Raw genomic sequence first — 19,713 nt, 5'->3', positions numbered from 1 at the left:
TCCCCGTGGAGTTCAGCGAGGTGGTGCGACGGCGCCGGATGGTGCGTGACTACGACCCCGACCGCCCGGTGCCGCCGGAGGTGCGCGACCGGCTGCTCGAACACGCGATCCGGGCCCCGTCGGCCGGGTTCAGCCAGGGCTGGGCCTTCCTGGTGCTGGAATCGGCCGCCGAGCGCGACCGCTTCTGGGCGGCCACCACCGACGGTGGCACCCCCGACGGCTGGCTCACCCGGATGCGCCGCGCCCCGCTGCTGATCGTGCCGTTCTCGTCCAAGGACGCCTACCTGGACCGGTATGCCGAGCCCGACAAGGGCTGGACCGACCGCGACGAGGCCCGCTGGCCGGTGCCCTACTGGGACGTCGACACCGGCATGGCCTCGCTGCTGATCCTGCTGACCGCGGTCGACGAGGGGCTGGCCGCGGCGTTCTTCGGCGTCCCGCCCGAGCGGGTGCCCGCCGTCCGGGATGCCTTCGGGGTGCCCGGGACACACCGCCCGGTCGGCTGCATCTCGGTCGGCTACGCCGGCGGCGAGGACAAGCGGTCACCCTCGCTGAAGCGCGGCCGGCGGGGGCTGGACGAGGTCGTGCACCGGGGCGCCTGGGGCGTGACTGGTTGACTCCGCGCATGGCTGAGCAGACCGAGTCCCGCGCCGTCCTGGTGACCGGCGCCTCCCGCGGCATCGGCCGCGCCATCGCGCTGGCCTTCGCCGCCCAGGGCGACCGGGTGGCGGTGCACGCCAACACCTCCCGCGCACAGGCCGAGGCGGTCCGCGACGAGCTGCCCGGTGAGGGGCACACCGTGGTCACCGCCGACGTCGCCGACCCCGACGCGATCGGCCGCGCCGTCGACGACGCCGCCGAGGCGCTGGGCGGACTGCACGTGCTGGTCAACAACGCCGCCGTCTTCACCGCCCACCCGCCGCTGGAGGTCGACTACGCCCAGTGGCAGGAGGCCTGGCAGCGCACGCTGGCGGTGAACCTGCTCGGCCCGGCCAACGCCACCTTCCGCGCCCTCCCCCACCTGGTCGCCGCCGGCGGCGGCGCGGTGGTCAACGTCTCCAGCCGGGGCGCCTTCCGCGGCGAGCCGAACACCCCCGCCTACGGCGCCTCGAAGGCCGGGCTCAACGCCTTCGGCCAGTCGATGGCCCTGGCGCTCGCGCCGCACGGGATCTCGGTGGGCACGGTCGCCCCCGGTTTCGTGCAGACCGAGATGGCCCGCGAGGTGCTCGACGGCCCGGGCGGCGACGCCGTGCGCGCGCAGTCGCCCTACGGCCGGGTGGCCCGCCCCGAGGAGGTCGCCTCCGCGGTGCTCTGGCTCGCCTCCCCCGGGGCCCGGTTCTCCACCGGCACGATCATCGACGTCAACGGGGCGTCCTACCTGCGCAGCTGAGCGTCACAGGACCTGGGACGTCGACACCACCAGCAGGTCCGAGGTGTGCGTCCCGGCGATGCCCACGTCGTCCGGCCGGCCGGTGAAGCCCGGCACCCCGGCCAGCCCGTCGGTGCCGTCCAGCGCGCGCACGGTCACCGGACCCTCGCCGGCCACCCGGAACGTGGCGGTGGCGCCGCCGGCCGGCGGTGCGTGCACCGTCACGGTCAGCCGCTGCTCCCCCAGCACGGACTCCGGGACGCTCCGCCCGAGCACCTCGCCACCGCTCACCTGCGCGCCGGAGACGTCGAGCACCAGCAGGCGCGCGTCGCGCCGGGAGGTCACCTGCACGGTCACCTCCCGGCCACCGTCCACCGGCGCGCTCGTCGCCGTCAGCTCGGGCGCGGGCAGATCGGCGGCCTCGGCCGGACCGGTGGCGACATCGCCGGAGAACACCGGGAAGGCCTCGGTCAGCTGGTCGGGATCGGCGTCCGGGCCGGCCACGTACTCCGCCGTCCAGGGCACCGGGTCGTCCTCGGTGCTGATCCACCAGGCGTCGCCGGAGTCGGCGTCCAGGGCGTACATCAGCTGGGTCGGCGCCGGGTGGGCCGCGTCGAACCGGTCGACCACCAGTCCGGTGACCAGCAGCGCGCCGGCCACGACCAGCGCCACCCCGGGCACCAGCGCGGTGACCCGACGGCGGGCCGGAGCGGCGGGGAACAGCAGCTCGAACACCGGCAGCAGTACCAGCGCGAGCAGCACGGTGAACAGCGCCGGCGCCGCACCGGTGGCCAGGCCCAGCGCCGGGAAGAACAGCGCGATCGTCGGCGCGAGCACCAGCACGGCCACCGCGCCCGCGCCGGCCGCCGCCACCGCAGACACCCAGCCCGGCCGGGCCGGCACCGCGATCACGACGGCCACCGCAGCCGCGAGCGCAGGGACCGCGGCCAGGTAGGAGCCGCCCGGGGCCACGACCGCCAGCACGACGCCCAGCACGGCGAGCCAGCCCAGCCCACCGGTGGCCAGCGCCCCGGCCCCCACCCGCCGGCGGAGCAACGCGTACCAGCCCAGGACCACGGCGAGCACCAGCACGACCACGGCGACCCGGTACCAGCCCGGCCGCCACGGGTCGGTCATCCCGCCGTACCCGGGGCGGACCGCGACCAGCAGCGCCCACACCGCCTGCGCGGCCAGCGGCGCGGCGACGACCGGGACGGCGGCCAGGGCGAACCCAGCGGACGTGCGGCGCAGCGGGGTGCCGCCACGCCGCCGCAGGACGACGGCGAGCGCGCCGACCGCCCCGACGGCGAGCAGCGCGACCGGCCACACCGTCCAGCCGGGCACCCGCACCAGCCCACCCAGCACCGGGAAGTACGTCGCGTCCCCGGCCGCGGGCTCGGCGAGCTCGTCGAGGTCGGCGGCCCCGAGCTCGCGGGCGAGCGCCAGGGTGTTGTCGCCCATCGCCTGCAGGCTGCCGCGGTTCATCCGGGACGGGGTGTCCAGCGGGGTGTGGTAGGCCGCCGACCCGTCGATGTAGGCGGTGTTCAGCCCGGTGAAGCGGCCGCTGTCCAGGAACGGGCTGAAGTCGGTGTCGTTGGGCAGCAGCCGGTAGACCTCCACGGCGAAGCTCGTCGCCACCGGGTGCACCGCCGCGTCGGCGAACACCCCGGCCAGCGCCGCGTTGCCGGTGGCGGTCTCGAACATCACCGGTGGGCCGCCGGTGCCCCGCGCCTCCAGGTTGAGCACCACCCCGCCGTCGTCGGCCAGCGGGTGGTCCCGGACGAACGCCTCGGCACCGCAGAGGCAGGCCTCCTCGGCGTCGGTCAGCAGCACCACGACGTCGTTGCGCAGCTGCGGCCCGGCCGCGAGCGCCCGGGCGGTCTCGAGCACGGTGGAGACGCCGGCGGCGTCGTCGTTGCCGCCGGGGCCGTTCTCCACCGAGTCGTAGTGGGCGACCAGGAACAGCCGGCCGGTGGGGTCGGTGCCGGGCAGGACCCCGACGACGTTGCGGACCCGGGCGACCTCGAGCTCCCCCGGCCCGCCCGGGTTCGCGCCCACCGTGTCCTGCACCTGCGGATCCAGGCCCAGCTCGGTGAGGGTCTCGACCAGGTGCTGGCGCACCCGGTCGTTCGCCGGGCTGCCGGTCACGTGCGTCTCGGCAGCGACCGTTTCGACGTGGTCGAACGCCCGCGCGGCGCTGAACCCCTCGGCCGGGGCGTCGGCCGGTGCGGAGTCCGGCGGTTGCAGGACGGCGATGCTGAGCGCGGCCAGGGCGCCCAGCAGTGTCAGGACGAGCAGGCCGAGCAGGCGGGCGGACCGCACGGGACACCTCCGGCAGGCCACGCCTCCGACGGGCGTGGGCCGGATCACCCTAGGGGTGGCCCGGCCCACGCCCGGCCACGCGAGTCAGTCGAGGGTGTCGAGCCAGTTCGTCAGCAGCTGGGCGCCGGCGTCGCCGCTCTTCTCCGGGTGGAACTGGGTCGCCGACAGCGGGCCGTTCTCCACCCCGGCGACGAACCGGTCGCCGTGCTCGGCCCAGGTCACCGCCGGCGGGGTGAGCCGCCCGGTCACCCCGGCCTCGGCGAGCGGGAACTCGCGCACGCCGTAGGAGTGGACGAAGTAGAAGCGCTGGTCCGCCAGCCCGGCGAAGAGGGTGGACCCCTCCGGCGGCTGGACGGTGTTCCAGCCCATGTGCGGCAGCACCGGCGCCTGCAGCGGCTCGACCACGCCGGGCCACTCGCCGCAACCGTCGGCGTCCTGACCGTGCTCGACGCCGCGCTCGAAGAGGATCTGCATGCCCACGCAGATGCCGAGCACCGGCCGGCCGCCGGCCAGCCGGCGGCCGATCACCTTCGGGCCGTCGACGGCGCGCAGCCCGTCCATGCAGGCGGCGAATGCACCGACGCCGGGGACGACGAGCCCGTCGGCCTCCAGCGCGGCCTGCGGGTCGGCGGTCACCGTGACGTCGGCACCGACCCGGGACAGCGCCCGCTCGGCGGAGCGCAGGTTGCCCGACCCGTAGTCGAGCACGACGACCTTCTTCACAGCAGCCACGCTACCCACCAGCCGCCGGCGGCCCGCCGTCATTCCCGTCCGCTCAGACCAGGCGGAGGACGCCCGCCGCCGTCGACAGCAGGGCGGCGACCAGCAGGATCACGGCGAACGCCACCTGCACCCCGGTCCGCCCGTCGGTGTCGGAGTCGGCCTTGAAGATGCTGTAGGCACCGCCGAGCAGGAAGCCGCCGAGGACCATGAGCATGATGCCGAAGTTCATCGGCGTTACAGGGCGCCCTTGGTCGAGGGGACGTCGCTGACCCGCGGGTCGAGGGCGACGGCCGTGCGCAGCGCGCGGGCCAGCGCCTTGAACTGCCCCTCGACGATGTGGTGGGCGTCCCGGCCGGCGTAGAGCACCCGCACGTGCAGGGTGATCCGCGCGTTGAACGCGAAGGACTCCAGCACGTGCTTCGTCAGCGACGTCGGGTAGTCCGGCCCGATCATCGGCGTCATGGTCTCCGGCTCGGCGTGCACGAAGTACGGCCGGCCGGACAGGTCGACCGCGGCCTGCACCAGCACCTCGTCCATCGGGATGGTCGCGTCGCCGTAGCGGGTGATCCCCCGCTTGTCCCCGAGCGCCTCGGCGAAGGCCTGCCCCAGCGCGATCGCGACGTCCTCGACGGTGTGGTGGGCGTCGATGTGCAGGTCGCCGTCGGCCCGGACGGTCAGGTCGATGCCGCTGTGCTTGGACAGCGCGGTGAGCATGTGGTCGTAGAACCCGACCCCGGTGGCGATGTCGGAGGTGCCGGTGCCGTCCAGGTCCAGCTCGACGACGAGCTTGGTCTCGCTGGTGGCCCGCTCGACGCGTGCAGTGCGGCTCATGAGCTCGAGTCTCCCTCAGTGGTGCGGTGGTCGGCGGCGATCTCACCCAGCGCGGTGAGGAACGCGTCGGTCTCCTCGGGGGTGCCGGCGGTGACCCGCAGCCAGCCGGGCAGCCCGACGTCGCGAACCAGCACGTCCCGGTCCAGCAGCGCCTGCCAGGCGGCGTGGGCGTCGGCGAAGCGGCCGAAGAGCACGAAGTTCGCGTCGCTGGGCACGCTGGTCAGCCCCAGGCCGGGCAGGGCGGCGACGATCCGGTCGCGCTCGGCCTTCACCGCGTCGACGGTGGCCAGCAGGGCGTCGGTGTGCGCCAGCGCCGTCCGGGCGGCGGCCTGGGTGAGCGAGCTCAGGTGGTACGGCAGCCGGACCAGCTGGACGGCGTCGACCACTGCGGGGTCGGCCGCCAGGTAGCCCAGCCGCAGCCCGGCCATCCCGAACGCCTTGCTCATCGTGCGGCTGACCACCAGCCGCGGCCGGCCGGCCAGCAGGGTGAGCGCCGACGGGGTGCCAGCGCGGGCGAACTCGGTGTACGCCTCGTCGACGACGAGCACCCCGGGCGTCGCGTCGTAGAGCGCCGCGATGGTGTCCAGGTCGACCGCTGTGCCCGTGGGGTTGTTCGGGCTGGTCACGAAGACGACGTCGGCGGCCACTTCCCGCACCTGCGCGGCGGCCCGGACCGGGTCGATGGTGAAGTCGGCCCGCCGGTGGCCGTCGACCCAGCGGGTCGCGGTGCCGGCGCTGATGATCGGGTGCATCGAGTACGAGGGGGTGAACCCCAGCGCCGTCCGGCCGCTGCCGCCGAAGGTCTGCAGCAGCTGCTGGAGCACCTCGTTGGAGCCGTTGGCCGCCCAGACCTGCGCCGGCTCGACCGGGACGCCGCTGGTGCGGGTCAGGTAGGTGGCGAGGTCGGCCCGCAGCGCGGTGGCGTCGCGGTCGGGGTAGCGGTTGAGCCCGGGGGCGGCGTCGGCGAGCGCGGTGGCCAGGTCGGCCAGCAGCGGAGGGGGGAGCGGGTACGGGTTCTCGTTCGTGTTCAGCGCGTGCCGAACGGCCAGCTGCGGCGCCCCGTAGGGCGTGCGGCCGCGGAGTTCGGGGCGCAGCGGCAGGTCCTCCAGGGACGTCATCGGCCGCGCGCCCGGACGGCGGCCGCGTGCGCCGGCAGGTCCTCGGCGTTCGCCAGGGCGTCGATGTGCCCGGCCACCTCGGCCAGCGCCTGCTCGTCGTACTCGACCAGGTGCACGCCGCGCAGGAAGGTCTGCACGCTGAGCCCGCTGGAGTGCCGCGCGCAGCCGCCGGTGGGCAGCACGTGGTTCGAGCCGGCGGCGTAGTCGCCCAGCGACACCGGCGCCCACGGGCCGACGAAGACCGCGCCCGCGTTGCGGACCCGCATCGCGACGGCGCGGGCGTCCCGGGTCTGGATCTCCAGGTGCTCGGCGGCGTAGGCGTCGACCACGGCGAGCCCGGCGTCGAGGTCGTCGACCAGGACGACGCCGGACTGGCTCCCGCCCAGGGCGGTGGTGATCCGGTCGCTGTGCTTGGTGGCCGCCACCTGCCCGGGCAGCAGGTCGACGACCGCGTCGGCGAGCTGCTCGCTCGTGGTGACCAGCACCGCACCGGCCAGCGGGTCGTGCTCGGCCTGGCTGATCAGGTCGGCGGCGACGTGCACCGGGTCGGCGGTGTCGTCGGCCAGCACGGCGACCTCGGTCGGGCCGGCCTCGGAGTCGATGCCGATCAGCCCACGCAGCAGCCGCTTGGCCGCCGTCGTGTAGACGTTCCCGGGCCCGGTGACCATGTCGACCGGCGCGCAGCCGCCCGCGCCGTAGCCGAACACGGCGATCGCCTGCGCCCCGCCGACGGCGTAGACCTCGGTGACGCCCAGCAGCGCGCAGGCGGCGAGCACCCCCGGGTCGGGCAGGCCGCCGTTGTCGCGCTGCGGCGGGGTGGCCACGGCGATCGACTCGACCCCGGCGATCTGCGCGGGGACGACGTTCATCACCACCGAGCTCAGCAGCGGGGCGAGCCCGCCGGGGACGTACAGCCCCACCCGGCGGACCGGCACCCAGCGTTCGGTGACCGTGCCCCCGCGGACGACCTGGGTGGTGACGTCGGTGCGTCGCTGGTCGGCGTGCACCCGGCGGACCCGGGCGATCGACTCCTCCAGCGCGGCGCGGAGCGTGGGGTCGATCGTGGCCAGCGCCTCGTCGAGGGCCGCCTGCGGGACGGCGAAGTCGGCCGCGTCGACGCCGTCGAGCCGGGCGGTGATCTCCCGGACCGCCTGGGCGCCGCGCAGCCGGACGTCCTCGCAGATCGGGCGCACGACCGCCAGGACCGAGTCGATGTCGGTGGCGGCGCGCGGCAGCAGGTGCGCGAGCTCGCGCGGACCCGGCAGAGCGGACCCACGCAGGTCGATGCGGGCGAGCACAGAGCACCTCCGGGCAGCGGTATACGGCTCGTCAAGCGTAGTCGGCGGGGCGCGGGGCTCCGGCGCGTGCCGGGGAGGACGACGGGTGACCGGGCGCGCCTGCCCCTAGGCTCCCCGGCGTGGGCGAGAGCGTGCCGGGCCGTGCGGTGATCCCGCTGTTCCCGTTGGGGACCCCGTTGTTCCCCGGTGTGGTGCTGCCACTGCAGATCTTCGAGCCGCGGTACCGCCGGCTGATCGCGGAGCTGGGGGCGCTGCCCGAGGGGCCCGAGCGCCGGTTCGGGGTGGTCGCCATCCGGCAGGGCTGGGAGGTCGAGCAGGTGGCGCCGGCCGAGGCGCTGTTCGACGTCGGCTGCACGGCGGTGCTCCGGCTCATCTCCCCCCGGCCCGACGGCGGCTACCGGGTGGTCGCCGTGGGCGGCGAGCGCTTCCGGCTGCTCGACGTGCTGCTCCCCGACCCGGACAGCGGCGAGCCGCCCTACCTGCGCGCCGAGGTCGAGTGGCTGGTCGAGGAGGAGGCCGCCGAGGAGGCGGCCGGCGACTCCGAGGCCGCCGGCGAGGGACACCCGCCGGCCCTGACCGGCCCTGGGCCGGGCAAGGACGCCGCGGACGGCCCCGGTGACGACGTCGTCACCGACGTGGTGCGTGGCTCGCTGGAGCTGCTGGCCGGCAACGTCCGGGAGCTGTTCGCCCGCTACGTCGCCGACGTCGCGGTGCGGCAGAGCGGCGGCGTCGGCGCGCTGCCGGAGGACGTGCTCGCCGCGCTGACCGGCGACGGGGAGGACGGGGAGGACGGCGCGGAGGCCGACCCGACCGCGTCGGCGCTGCGCGAGGTCAGCGACGACGCGCGCGGGCTGTCCTGGCTGGTCGCCTCCGCAGCGCTGCTGACCACCGAGGACCGGCAGGCGCTGCTCGCGGAGTCAGCGACCCGGCGCCGGCTGACCCTGGAGTCCCGGTTGCTCCGCCGCGAGCTGACCCTGCTGCGCACGCTGGGCGCGGTGCCCGTGCCGCTGGCCCAGTTCGCCGGTCCGCTGACCCCCAACTGACCGAGCCCCCGGGGCCGGTCCGGCCGGTCAGCTCCGCGGGCGCGGCGGCGGGACCGGGGGCAGCGGCAGCCGGCCCTCCGGCGGGAGCTGCGCCACCGGTTCGTCGCGGCCCAGGTCGTCGCGCGCGGTGAGCGCGGTGGCGACCAGGTAGGCGAGCACGGCGACGAACGGCCCGACGGCCAGCGCCGCCGTTGCGCCCAGGTCCAGGCCGGTGGTCACCGTCGCGCCCACCCGGCCCAGCTCCTCCTCGGTCGGCCCGGGGGCCAGCCACTCCCCCAGCTGCCAGGCGACGACGCCGGCGGCCAGGGCGCCGGTGGACAAGCCGGCGAGGAGCATCGCGCCACGCCGGCGCCGCCACAGCCAGCCGGCGACCCCGGCGACCAGCCCGAGGCCGGCGAGCAGCAGCACGAGGACGCCGTCGTCGGCCACGAACAGCTCGTTGGACGGCGCCGCGCCGACCGGCACCACGTCGGTCTCGGTGACCCGGAAGTCCGCCCGCGGGGCGAGCCACAGCCACGCGCCGCCGACGAGCAGCCCAGCGAGCGTCAGCACGCCGGCCGCGATGAGCGCGGCGGGCAGGTCGGCTCGGCTGTCCCGGAGGCCGGGCACCCCGGACCGGCGGGCCGGGAGCCAGGCGCCCGATCCGGCCGGTGGTGCCCACGACGACGGCGGGGTGGAAGCGCTCACCCCACCATCCTCACCCGAGGTCCTCGACGCTCGCGCAGGGTCCCGCCACGGACTGGCGAGTGCCGGGGGGCACCGGGGTCCCTCCTCAGAGGATCGCGACGCTGGTCGGGCCCAGCAACGCCTTGATGTCGCCCATCAGCGCGGTGCTGGGACGCACCCGCAGCCCCTGGTCCAGGCGCAGCACCGTCTCCCGGCCACCGTTGAGCAGCTTCAGCTGCACCTCGGTGGTGCCGGGGTGGCTGCCCAGCACCTCGCGCAGCCGCTCGACCACCGGCGGGGTGCACCGGGCGGCCGGCATGGAGACCAGCACCGGACCGCGCGGACCCTCGGTGAGCTCGGGGATGCTGACCTCGGAGCCGAACAGCGACGGGGTGTCGTCGCGGCGGCTGATCCGCCCCTTCACCACCACGATCTGGTCGCGGACCACCTTGTCCGACACCTGCTGCCAGGTCTTCGGGAAGAACAGCACCTCGATGCCGGACTCGAGGTCCTCCAGCGTCGCGATGGCCCACGGCGCGCCCTGCTTGTTCGTCCGGGGCCCGACCGCGGTGAGGATGCCGGCGATGGTGACGTTCGCGCCGTCCTCCACCCCGCCGCCGACGATCTCGGCGATGGGGGTGTCGGCGTGCGAGGTGAGCACGTGCTCCACCCCGTGCAGCGGGTGGTCGGAGACGTAGAGGCCGAGCATGTCCCGCTCGAACACCAGCCGCTCGGCCTTCGACCAGTCGGCGGTGGGGATCGGGATGTCCAGCGCGGCGCTCAGCGGGTCGGCGACGTCGCCGTCCCCCTCGCCGAAGCTGCCGAACAGGTCGAACTGCCCCTCGGCCTCCTTGCGCTTGAGGCTCATCGCGGAGTCGACGGCCTGGGCGTGGATCGCGGCGATGCCCTGGCGGGAGTGGCCCAGGGAGTCGAACCCGCCGGCCTTGGCCAGGGACTCGATCACCTTCTTGTTGCAGGCGACGGTGTCGATCTTGCGCATGAAGTCGGCGAAGTCCTTGAACGCGCCCTTCTCCTCGCGCGCTCGGACGATCGACTCGACCACGTTGGTGCCCACGTTGCGCACCGAGGCCAGCCCGAACCGGATGTCGTTGCCGACGGCGGTGAAGTCCCACGAGGACTCGTTGACGTCCGGCGGGAGCACCTTGATGCCCATCCGGCGGCACTCGGCCAGGTAGACCGGGCGGCGGTCCTTGTCGTCGCCGACGCTGGTCAGCAGGCCGGCCATGTACTCGGCCGGGTAGTTGGCCTTGAGGTAGGCGGTCCAGTAGGAGACCAGCCCGTAGGCGGCCGAGTGCGCCTTGTTGAAGGCGTAGTCGGCGAACGGGACCAGGATGTCCCAGAGCGTCTTGACCGCGGCGGCGGAGAAGCCGTTGGCCTTCATCCCGGCCTCGAAGCCGACGTACTCGGCGTCCAGCACGGACTTCTTCTTCTTGCCCATCGCGCGGCGCAGCAGGTCGGCCTTGCCGAGGGAGTACCCGGCGACCTTCTGCGCGATCGCCATGACCTGCTCCTGGTACACGATCAGGCCGTAGGTCTGCCCCAGGATCTCCGCGAGCGGCTCGGCCAGCTCCGGGTGGATCGGGGTGATCTCCTGCTGGCCGTTCTTGCGCAGCGCGTAGTTGGTGTGCGAGTTCGCACCCATCGGGCCGGGCCGGTAGAGCGCACCGACGGCGGAGATGTCCTCGAAGTTGTCCGGGCGCATGAGCCGCAGCAGCGAGCGCATCGGGCCGCCGTCGAACTGGAAGACGCCGAGGGTGTCGCCGCGGGACAGCAGGGCGTAGGTCGCCGGGTCGGTGAGGTCCTTGCTGATCTCGTCGAGGTCGACCGGTTCCTTGCCGTTGATCACGATGTTGCGCAGCGCGTCGTCGATGACGGTGAGGTTGCGCAGGCCCAGGAAGTCCATCTTGAGCAGGCCGAGCGTCTCGCAGGTCGGGTAGTCGAACTGCGTGATGATCGCGCCGTCGGCCTCCCGGCGCATGATCGGGATGCTGTCGATCAGCGGGTAGCGGCCGATGATCACCCCGGCCGCGTGCACGCCCCACTGCCGCTTCAGGCCCTCGAGCTTGCGTGCCTGGTCGACGACCTCGGCCGCGCCCGGGTCGGACTCGTAGCGGGCCCGGAACTCCCCGGCCTCCTTGTACCGGTCGTGCTTGGGGTCGAAGATCCCCGACAGCGGGATGTCCTTGCCCATGACGCCCGGCGGCATCAGCTTGGTCAGCTCGTCGCCCACCGAGTAGGGCCGGTCGAGCACGCGGGCGGCGTCCTTGATCGCGGCCTTGGCCTTGATGGTGCCGTAGGTGACGATCTGGCTGACCCGCTCCTCGCCGTACTTCTGCGAGACGTACTGGATGACCTCGCCGCGGCGGCGGTCGTCGAAGTCGATGTCGACGTCGGGCATCGAGACGCGCTCGGGGTTGAGGAACCGCTCGAAGATCAGCCCGTGCTGCAGCGGGTCGAGGTCGGTGATGCCCATCGCGTAGGCGGCCATGGAGCCGGCGGCCGAGCCACGGCCGGGGCCGACCCGGATGCCGTTGTCCTTGGCCCAGTTGATGAAGTCGGCGACCACGAGGAAGTACCCCGGGAAGCCCATCTGGGTGATGATCCCGACCTCGTAGTCGGCCTGCTTGCGCACGTGGTCGGGGATGCCACCGGGGTAGCGCTTGTGCAGCCCGGCCTCGACCTCCTTGACGAACCAGGAGGTCTCGTCCTCCCCCTCCGGCAGCGGGAAGCGGGGCATGAGGTCGGCACCCTCGGTGAAGCTGACCTCGCACTGCTCGGCGACCAGCAGCGTGTTGTCACACGCCTCGGGCATGTCCTTGAAGAGCGCGCGCATCTCGGCTGCGGACTTCAGGTAGTAGCCGTCGCCGTTGAACTTGAAGCGGTTGGGCTCGTTGAGCCGCGACCCGGTCTGGATGCACAGCAGGGCGTCGTGCGCCTGGGAGTCCTCGCGGCGGGTGTAGTGCAGGTCGTTGGTGCCCAGCAGCGGGATGCCGAGGTCCTTGGCGATCTCCAGCAGCGCGGGCTTGGTCTTCTTCTCGATGGACAGCCCGTGGTCCATCACCTCGGCGTAGAAGTTCTCCCGCCCGAAGATGTCCTGGAAGTCGGCCGCGGCCTGCCGGGCGCGGTCGACCTTGCCGGCGCGCAGCCACATGTTGACCTCACCGGAGGGGCAGCCGGTGGTGGCGATCAGGCCCGTGCCGTACTTCTCCAGCAGGTCGCGGTCGAAGCGCGGCTTGCGGTACTGACCCTCCAGGCTGGCCAGCGAGGAGATCCGGAACAGGTTGTGCATGCCCTCGGTCGTGCGGGCGAGCAGCGTCATGTGCGTGTACGCGGCCTTGCCGCGGTTGGACCCGCCGTCGCCCTCCTCGTCGATCAGCTTGTCGCCGAAGTCGAAGGGAGCACGGTCGAACCGGGAGCCGGGCGTGTAGTAGCCCTCCATGCCGATGATCGGCTTCACCCCGGCGGACTTCGCCTGCTTGTAGAAGTCGTAGGCGCCGAACACGTTGCCGTGATCGGTCATCGCCAGCGCCGGCATGCCCTCCTCGGCGGCGGCCGTGGTCACCTCACCGAGCTTCGCGGCCCCGTCGAGCATCGAGTACTCGGTGTGCACGTGCAGGTGCACGAAGTTCCCGGACGACGGGGTGCTGCTCATGCTGTGGAGTGCTCCTCACGGGTCGCGCTGTGCGCCGGCCAGCGGGGCTGGACGGCGACGGCGGGTCGTTCTGGGTGACCGGCGGGGAAGGCCGTTCTGCGTGGTGCGGTGGTGCTCGGGGAGGACGGCGTCCGGTGCGCTCGATCCTCCCACCTGCCGAGGTCTACCGGACACCACCGACAGGTTCGTGTCTCCGCGATCCGGACCACTCCGTCACACCGGCCCCGGGTCCTCCGGGACGAGCGCCCGGCGCATGGTCACGTGCACGATGCCGGCCTCCAGGTACTCCGCGCCGACGGGGACGTAACCCGCCCGCGCGTAGAACCGGCGCGCGGCGACCTGAGCGTGCAGCTCGACCTCCGCCTGGCCCCGCTCGGCGGCCGCCCGGTGCAGCGCAGCCAGCACCGCTGCCCCGTGCCCCCTACCGCGCACGCCGGCGTCGGCGGCCATCCGCCCGATCACCGCGCGGCCGGGTCCGGCGGCGTCGAGCAGCAGGCGGCCGGTGGCCACCACCCGGCCCGAGCCGTCGCGGCTGAGCGCGTGGACCGCGGTGGCGTCGGCGGCGTCGCGCTCGAGCTCGGCCGGCACCCCCTGCTCGAGCACGAACACCCGGTGCCGGAGCTCGCCGATCTCCGGGAGGTCGGCCGGGGTGGCCACCGAGGCGGTGGGCCGGCTCACCGGGCCGCCACCGCCGGGCCGGGCGGCAGCGCCGACGCCGGCACGAGCAGGAACCGCAGGTCGATCAGGGCGTGCAGCAGGACCGGCAGCAGCAGCGATCCGGTCTCCAGGTAGACCGCGGCCAGCACGCCGCCGAGCACGCCGGTGGTGACCACCCCCGAGACCCCCTGGTAGGCGTGCGCCAGGCCGAAGGCGACCGCGGCGACCAGCACGAGCAGGCCGAACGGCAGCCCGGGCAGCGCCGCGGCCACGACGGCGAGGAAGAACCCCCGGTACAGCCACTCCTCGCACACCCCGGCGGTGACACCGACGAGCGCGAAGAGGCGCCGCTCGGACCGGCTGCGCGGCAGCAGGGCCACCGTCGACTGCCCGGCCGGCTGGCCGGTCGGCTCGGCGTGCCGGGGGCTGCCGGGGACGTGCGGCCGCACCACCTCCGGCGGTGGCCCGACCAGCGCACCCGAGCGCAGCGCCCGCACCGAGACCACGACCAGCACCGCCAGCGCCAGCACCGCGATCCAGGAGACCGGGCCCGGCCAGCGCTGCGGCCACACCAGCCCCACCCCGGCGGCACCGACGTCCGGCGCGGCCAGCCACACCACCACGGCGACCGCCGCCAGCCCCCACTCCAGCACCAGCAGCCGCCGGTAGAAGGACCGGCGGGCGGCCGGGTCGGTGCGCAGCCGGCTCTCGAACCTCCGGTGCAGGACCCAGCCCACGAAGGGCTCCCCCACCACCAGGTAGACGGCGATCATCGCCGCCGCCAGCTGCGCCGGCCCCAGGTCGGCGAAGGCGTCGGGGAGGTCGGGCACCGTGGTCACGAGCGGGGCAGCTCGGTCCTCGGCACGCGGCACCGCTCAGTTCTCCGCACGCAGCACCGCCAGGGCGCCGGCGAGGTCGGCCGGGTAGTCGCTGGTGAACTCGACCCAGTGGCCGTCGGCCGGGTGGGCGAAGCCGAGCCGCCGCGCGTGCAGCCACTGCCGGGAGATCCCCAGCCGGGCGGCGAGGGTCGGGTCGGCGCCGTAGGTCATGTCCCCGACGCAGGGGTGGCGGAGCGCGGAGAAGTGCACCCGGATCTGGTGGGTGCGACCGGTCTCCAGGTGGATGTCGACGAGGCTCGCGGCGGGGAATGCCTCCACCACCTCGTAGTGGGTGACCGACGGGCGGCCCCCGCTGACGACGGCGAAGCGCCAGTCGTGCTTGGGGTGCCGGTCGATCGGGGCGTCGATGGTGCCCTTGGACGGGTCGGGGTGGCCCTGCACCAGGGCGGTGTAGCCCTTGTCGACCGTGCGCTCCTTGAACGCGGCCTTGAGCAGCGTGTAGGCCCGCTCGCTCTTGGCCACCACCATCAGCCCGGTGGTCGCGGCGTCCAGCCGGTGCACGATGCCCTGCCGCTCGGCGGCGCCGCTGGTGCTGATCCGGTAGCCGGCGGCCGCCAGGCCACCGGTCACGGTGGGCCCGTCCCAGCCGGGGCTGCCGTGCGCGGCGACGCCGACCGGCTTGTCGACCACCACCACGTCGTCGTCGTCGTGCACGACGGCGAGCCCCTCGACCGGCCGGGGAGCCACCGGCTCACCCGGCGGCGGCGGCAGCTCCACCTCCAGCCAGCTGCCCGCGACGAGCCGGTCGCCCTTGCCGCGGGCCCGCCCGTCGACCAGCACGGAGCCGCCGTCGGCGAGGTCGGCGGCGACCGCGCGGGACACCCCGAACAGCCGGGACATCGCCTGGTCGACCCGCTGACCCTCGAGCCCGTCGGGCACCGGCAGCGCGCGGATCTCGCCCCGGGGCGCCGGGGAGGGGCTGCTGGTCACGCGGTCCATTGTGACCGGTGCCGCCGACGGTCCGGCGGCAGCACGCTCAGCCGGGGGTGCCGTCGGTGCGTTCCGCGGGCCGGTCCCCGCTGTCGTCACCGCCGCGGCGGCCGTCGAACTCCACGCCGCGGAAGGCCAGCAGCGCGCCGAGCACCCCGCCGCAGACGATCGCCGAGTCGGCCACGTTGAAGATCGGCCACACCTGGCCGTAGGGGTCGAAGAGCGAGAGGAAGTCGACGACGCCGCCGCGGAGGAAGCCCGGGTCGCGGAAGACCCGGTCGACCAGGTTGCCCAGCGCACCGCCGAGCACCAGTGCGAGCGCGACCGCCCACGCGGTCGAGTACATCCGCCGGGCGAACCGCACGATGACGACCACCACCGCGACGGCGATCAGCGTGAAGACCACCGTGGCGCCCTCGGCGAAGGAGAACGCCGCGCCCGTGTTGCGCGCCTCGGTCAGGTAGAGCGCCCCACCGAGCAGCCGCAGCGGCTCCCGGTCGGACAGGGTCGCGACCACGATCAGCTTGGTGGCCAGGTCGAGGGCGAAGACCGCAGCGGCCAGACCCAGCAGCAGTCGGGCCCGGGACCGCCGGGGCACGTCGTCGCCCGAGGACGGCGTGGCACCGGAGGGCTGCGAGGCCGACTCCGCGCCCTGCTCGGCCGTCGGCCGGTCGGTCTGCTCGGACACCGTCGCCGCCTCCCGGTCGCGGCCGGGCGGCCACGTCCTCGACCACGATAGCGGCGTCCCGGCGCCCTCCGGCGACGCGGACCCGTCTGTCAGGCTGACGGGGCGGCCGGACCCGCACCGACCACGTTCCGGCCCGCCGTGTGACGCATCTCTCGCCCTCAGTTCGAGGTGGACACCCCCTGCGGGACGTCGACCCCGGGCCGGCGGACGACGATGGAGCACCACGCACGAGTCTGCACGGCCCCCATCTGCATCTGCACGGCACGGACCAGCACGGGAGAAGACCTTGAGCACGGACGGTTCCGCGAACCCCGACGTCGTCCTCGTCGGCGGCGGCATCATGAGCGCCACGCTCGCCGCACTGCTGGGCATCGTCGCCCCCGACTGGACCGTCGAGGTCTTCGAGGCCGGCAGCGAGGTGGCCGGGGAGAGCTCCGGGCCGTGGAACAACGCCGGCACCGGCCACTCGGCGCTGTGCGAGCTGAACTACACCCCGGCGCGCCCGGACGGCACCGTCGACCCGGCCAAGGCCGTCGGCATCAACGAGCAGTTCCAGGTCTCCCGCCAGTTCTGGTCGCACCTGGTCCGCGCCGGGCTGACCGACTCGCCGAAGACCTTCATCACCTCGGTGCCGCACATCAGCTTCGTGACCGGCGACGACGGCCACCGGTACATGCGCAACCGGTACGAGGCGCTGGCGCCGCAGCCCCTGTTCGCCGGGCTCGAGTTCTCCGACGACCCGGCCGAGCTGGACTCCTGGGTGCCGCTGATGATGCAGCAGCGTTCCCCCCGCGAGACCGTCGCCGCGACCCGCTCGCTGGCCGGCACCGACGTGAACTTCGGCGCGCTCACCCGGCTGCTGACCGAGTCCGCGGTCGACCGCGGGGTGCAGCTGCACCTGCAGCACCGGGTGCAGCGGGTGCGTCGCGACTCCGCCGGCCGCTGGGCCACCACGGTCAAGGACCTGACGACCGGCCGGACGCGGACCGTGCGCAGCCGGTTCCTCTTCGTCGGTGCCGGTGGCGGCGCCCTGCCGCTGCTGCAGAGCGCCGGCATCCCGGAGATCCGCGGCTTCGGCGGGTTCCCGGTGAGCGGGCAGTTCCTGCGCACCCGCAACCCCGAGCTGGTCGCCCAGCACCAGGCCAAGGTCTACGGCCAGGCCAAGGTCGGCGCCCCGCCGATGTCGGTGCCGCACCTGGACCTGCGGCTCATCGACGGCGAGCAGGCGCTGCTGTTCGGCCCCTACGCCGGCTTCTCCCCCAAGTTCCTCAAGGCCGGCTCGATGTGGGACCTGCCGCGCTCGGTGCGGGCCGGCAACCTCGGCTCGATGCTCGGCGCCGGCTGGGCCAACATCCCGCTGACCCGCTACCTCATCGGCCAGGTGCTGCAGTCGGAGAAGGCGCGGTTCCGGGCGCTGGAGGAGTTCGTGCCCACCGCGGAGTCCGACGACTGGGAGCTGATCACCGCCGGGCAGCGGGTGCAGGTCATCAAGCAGGACGAGGCCGGCCGCGGGGTGCTGCAGTTCGGCACCGAGCTCATCGTCGGCGGGGACGGCTCGATCGCCGGCCTGCTGGGCGCCTCCCCCGGCGCCTCCACCGCCACCTCGGCGATGCTCACCCTGCTGGAGCGCTGCTTCCCCGACCGCATCGACGGCTGGCGCCCGGTGCTGCAGGAGGCCATCCCCTCCTACGGGCGGAAGCTGTCCGAGGAGCCGGAGCTGCTGGCCGAGGTCCGCGCCGACACGACGAAGACCCTGGAGCTGCAGGGCTGAGCGACCCCGATCGCGGGGCCGGAGGCCTCCCGATCAGGCCGCTCCACCGCAACCCGACGAGGACACGTGCGGCCCGGAGGGCCGCTGCGGCCTGACGTCGCGGGGGCCGGCGGCTCCCCGACGGCAGGGCGCGGAACGGCTCCACGCGACAGGGGCACGGCTCCTGGCTGCGGTGCGGCCCGGAGGGTCGCGAGGTGCTCAGTCCGATTGCGACGCCTCGCCGCTCTCGCCGCGCCAGGTGGCGAGCCGCCCGGCCCGGCTGACCGCGCGCAGCCGCCGCTCGGCCTCCTGACGGGAGGCCCGGGCGGAGACCAGCAGAGCCTGGTCGCCGTGCATGAGCCGGGTGGTCGTGTCGGGGACGAACGGCCGGCCCTCGCGGACGACGAGCACCACCGCCGCGTCCTCGGGCAGCCGCAGCTCGGGCAGGTAGACACCGTGCAACCGGGACGTCTCCGGGACCCGCAGCTGCATGAGCTCCGCCCCGAGCTCGTCCAGCGGGGCGGACTCCACGTCGATGTCCCGCGGGGTGACCGGCGTGGCGATGCGCAGCAACCGGGCCACCGCCGGCAGCGACCAGCCCTGCACGACGGTGAAGACGACGACGAGCACGAAGACGGTGTCGAACACCCGCGTGGCGCCGGGCACCGCGGCGGCGACCGGGAAGGTCGCGAGCACGATCGGCACGGCGCCGCGCAGCCCCGCCCAGGAGACGAACAGCTGCTGGGTGAAGGGCATGCGGAACCAGACCAGGCTGAGCAGCACCGACAGCGGGCGGGCGACCAGCAGCAGCGCGCCACCGATGAGCAGCGCGGGCAGCAGCGCATCGGGCAGCCGGGCGGGCGAGACGAGCAGGCCGAGCAGCACGAACAGCCCGATCTGGGCGAGGCTGGCCATGCCCTCGGCGAAGCCGATGGTGCCGGCGCGGTGCGGCAGGGCCGCGTTGCCCAGCACCAGCCCGCACAGGTAGACCGCGACGAAGCCGGACGTGTGCGCCAGGTCGGCCGAGGCGAAGGCCAGCACGCACAGCGCCAGCGTGGCCAGCGGGTAGAAGCCCACCAGGGGCAGCGCGGCCCGGCGCAGCAGCCAGGCGCCGCCGAAGCCGATCGCGACCCCGATCGCCGTCCCGCCGGCGAGCTCGCCCAGCACCTCGGCGAGCACGAGGTACCAGGCGTCACCCGCGCCGCCGGTGAGCTGCTCGCTGAGGGCGAGCACCAGCAGGATGACCGGGGCGTCGTTCAGCCCGGACTCCAGCTCGATGGCGGCGACCATCCGCCGCGGCAGTGGCAGCCGGCGCAGCGTGGAGAAGACGGCGGCCGCGTCGGTGGAGGTGACGACGGCGCCGACCAGCAGGGCGAAGAGCCAGGAGAAGTCGAGCAGCCAGACGGCGATCGAGGCGACGACGGCGATGCTGACCACCACCCCGACGGTGGCCAGCGCGATGCCGGGGCCCACCGCCCGGCGCACGTCGGACCACCGGGTGGTCAACCCGCCCTCGGCGAGGATGACCACGAGGGCGGCGACGCCGAGGGTCTGGGTGAGGCCGACGTCCTCGAACTCGACACCCAGGCCGCTCTCGCCGATGACCACCCCGAGGGCCAGGTAGATGAGCAGCGAGGGCAGGCCGATGCGGTCGGCCAGCCGCAGGGCGACCGCCGCGACGAGCACGACCAGGGCGCCGATGGCGAGCGCAACGGTGACCGTCGTGTTCATCGGCGGGCCCCCATG

Annotated in this window: 17 protein-coding genes; 4 read left to right on the top strand and 13 right to left on the bottom strand. The window is 74.3% G+C overall.

Features of this window, described 5'->3' with window-relative positions; translation table 11 throughout:
• The first annotated feature begins 5 nt into the window (after positions 1–5).
• Together JD78_RS04555 and JD78_RS04550 are read left to right on the top strand one after the other, a co-directional pair.
• Positions 6–617 carry a nitroreductase family protein gene (locus JD78_RS04555; protein ID WP_153362510.1) on the top strand — a complete coding sequence of 204 codons (612 nt, stop codon included), beginning with the start codon at positions 6–8 and terminating at the stop codon, positions 615–617.
• Between the two features lie 8 nt (positions 618–625).
• Positions 626–1,390, top strand: a complete 765-nt coding sequence (locus JD78_RS04550) for an SDR family NAD(P)-dependent oxidoreductase (RefSeq protein ID WP_153362509.1) — start codon at positions 626–628, stop codon at positions 1,388–1,390.
• Positions 1,391–1,393: 3 nt separating this feature from the next.
• Here JD78_RS04550 and JD78_RS04545 read toward each other — a convergent pair whose 3' ends face one another.
• From JD78_RS04545 to hisD, 6 genes are all read right to left on the bottom strand, one after another.
• The gene (locus tag JD78_RS04545) at positions 1,394–3,691 is read right to left on the bottom strand and encodes a M28 family peptidase (RefSeq protein ID WP_166520981.1); all 2,298 of its coding nucleotides are present in this window, start codon (positions 3,689–3,691) and stop codon (positions 1,394–1,396) included.
• Between the two features lie 84 nt (positions 3,692–3,775).
• A complete protein-coding gene (hisH, locus tag JD78_RS04540) occupies positions 3,776–4,414 on the bottom strand; it encodes an imidazole glycerol phosphate synthase subunit HisH (protein WP_243730972.1) in 639 nt (212 codons plus the stop codon).
• Positions 4,415–4,466: 52 nt separating this feature from the next.
• On the bottom strand, positions 4,467–4,643 hold the full coding sequence (locus JD78_RS04535; RefSeq protein ID WP_166520979.1) for a hypothetical protein: 177 nt from the start codon (positions 4,641–4,643) through the stop codon (positions 4,467–4,469).
• Between the two features lie 5 nt (positions 4,644–4,648).
• A complete protein-coding gene (hisB, locus tag JD78_RS04530; protein WP_153362071.1) occupies positions 4,649–5,245 on the bottom strand; it encodes an imidazoleglycerol-phosphate dehydratase HisB in 597 nt (198 codons plus the stop codon).
• Positions 5,242–6,363 carry a histidinol-phosphate transaminase gene (locus JD78_RS04525; protein ID WP_166520978.1) on the bottom strand — a complete coding sequence of 374 codons (1,122 nt, stop codon included), beginning with the start codon at positions 6,361–6,363 and terminating at the stop codon, positions 5,242–5,244. Before JD78_RS04525 ends, hisB begins: the two co-directional genes overlap by 4 nt.
• Positions 6,360–7,661 carry a histidinol dehydrogenase gene (gene hisD, locus JD78_RS04520; RefSeq protein ID WP_153362072.1) on the bottom strand — a complete coding sequence of 434 codons (1,302 nt, stop codon included), beginning with the start codon at positions 7,659–7,661 and terminating at the stop codon, positions 6,360–6,362. Before hisD ends, JD78_RS04525 begins: the two co-directional genes overlap by 4 nt.
• A 119-nt stretch (positions 7,662–7,780) precedes the next feature.
• Here hisD and JD78_RS04515 point away from each other — a divergent pair, with 119 nt between their 5' ends.
• On the top strand, positions 7,781–8,704 hold the full coding sequence (locus JD78_RS04515) for an LON peptidase substrate-binding domain-containing protein (protein WP_228395381.1): 924 nt from the start codon (positions 7,781–7,783) through the stop codon (positions 8,702–8,704).
• 27 nt (positions 8,705–8,731) lie between these two features.
• On the opposite strand, the gene JD78_RS04510 is transcribed toward JD78_RS04515, so the two are convergent.
• The 6 genes from JD78_RS04510 to lspA all read right to left on the bottom strand — a co-directional run bounded on the left by JD78_RS04510 (position 8,732) and on the right by lspA (position 16,217).
• A complete protein-coding gene (locus tag JD78_RS04510) occupies positions 8,732–9,391 on the bottom strand; it encodes a DUF2567 domain-containing protein (RefSeq protein WP_153362073.1) in 660 nt (219 codons plus the stop codon).
• A gap of 85 nt (positions 9,392–9,476) precedes the next feature.
• The gene (dnaE, locus tag JD78_RS04505) at positions 9,477–13,043 is read right to left on the bottom strand and encodes a DNA polymerase III subunit alpha (RefSeq protein ID WP_166520977.1); all 3,567 of its coding nucleotides are present in this window, start codon (positions 13,041–13,043) and stop codon (positions 9,477–9,479) included.
• A gap of 213 nt (positions 13,044–13,256) precedes the next feature.
• Complete coding sequence (locus JD78_RS04500) at positions 13,257–13,721, bottom strand: GNAT family N-acetyltransferase (RefSeq protein ID WP_153362074.1); 465 nt, start codon at positions 13,719–13,721, stop codon at positions 13,257–13,259.
• The gene (locus JD78_RS04495) at positions 13,718–14,539 is read right to left on the bottom strand and encodes a CPBP family intramembrane glutamic endopeptidase (RefSeq protein ID WP_228395382.1); all 822 of its coding nucleotides are present in this window, start codon (positions 14,537–14,539) and stop codon (positions 13,718–13,720) included. Before JD78_RS04495 ends, JD78_RS04500 begins: the two co-directional genes overlap by 4 nt.
• 36 nt (positions 14,540–14,575) lie before the next feature.
• Positions 14,576–15,538 carry an RluA family pseudouridine synthase gene (locus JD78_RS04490; protein WP_166520976.1) on the bottom strand — a complete coding sequence of 321 codons (963 nt, stop codon included), beginning with the start codon at positions 15,536–15,538 and terminating at the stop codon, positions 14,576–14,578.
• A gap of 37 nt (positions 15,539–15,575) precedes the next feature.
• The gene (gene lspA / locus JD78_RS04485) at positions 15,576–16,217 is read right to left on the bottom strand and encodes a signal peptidase II (protein ID WP_153362075.1); all 642 of its coding nucleotides are present in this window, start codon (positions 16,215–16,217) and stop codon (positions 15,576–15,578) included.
• Positions 16,218–16,503: 286 nt separating this feature from the next.
• On the opposite strand from lspA, the gene mqo reads away from it, so the two are divergent.
• On the top strand, positions 16,504–17,988 hold the full coding sequence (mqo, locus tag JD78_RS04480; RefSeq protein ID WP_153362076.1) for a malate dehydrogenase (quinone): 1,485 nt from the start codon (positions 16,504–16,506) through the stop codon (positions 17,986–17,988).
• Positions 17,989–18,186: 198 nt separating this feature from the next.
• On the opposite strand, the gene JD78_RS04475 is transcribed toward mqo, so the two are convergent.
• On the bottom strand, positions 18,187–19,698 hold the full coding sequence (locus JD78_RS04475) for a potassium/proton antiporter (RefSeq protein ID WP_153362077.1): 1,512 nt from the start codon (positions 19,696–19,698) through the stop codon (positions 18,187–18,189).
• Positions 19,699–19,713: the final 15 nt, after the last annotated feature.

The organism is Modestobacter roseus (genome assembly GCF_007994135.1).
GTDB lineage: Bacteria > Actinomycetota > Actinomycetes > Mycobacteriales > Geodermatophilaceae > Modestobacter > Modestobacter roseus.
Note: the sequence above shows the minus strand (reverse complement) of the source record. Positions and strands in the feature narration are given on the sequence as shown.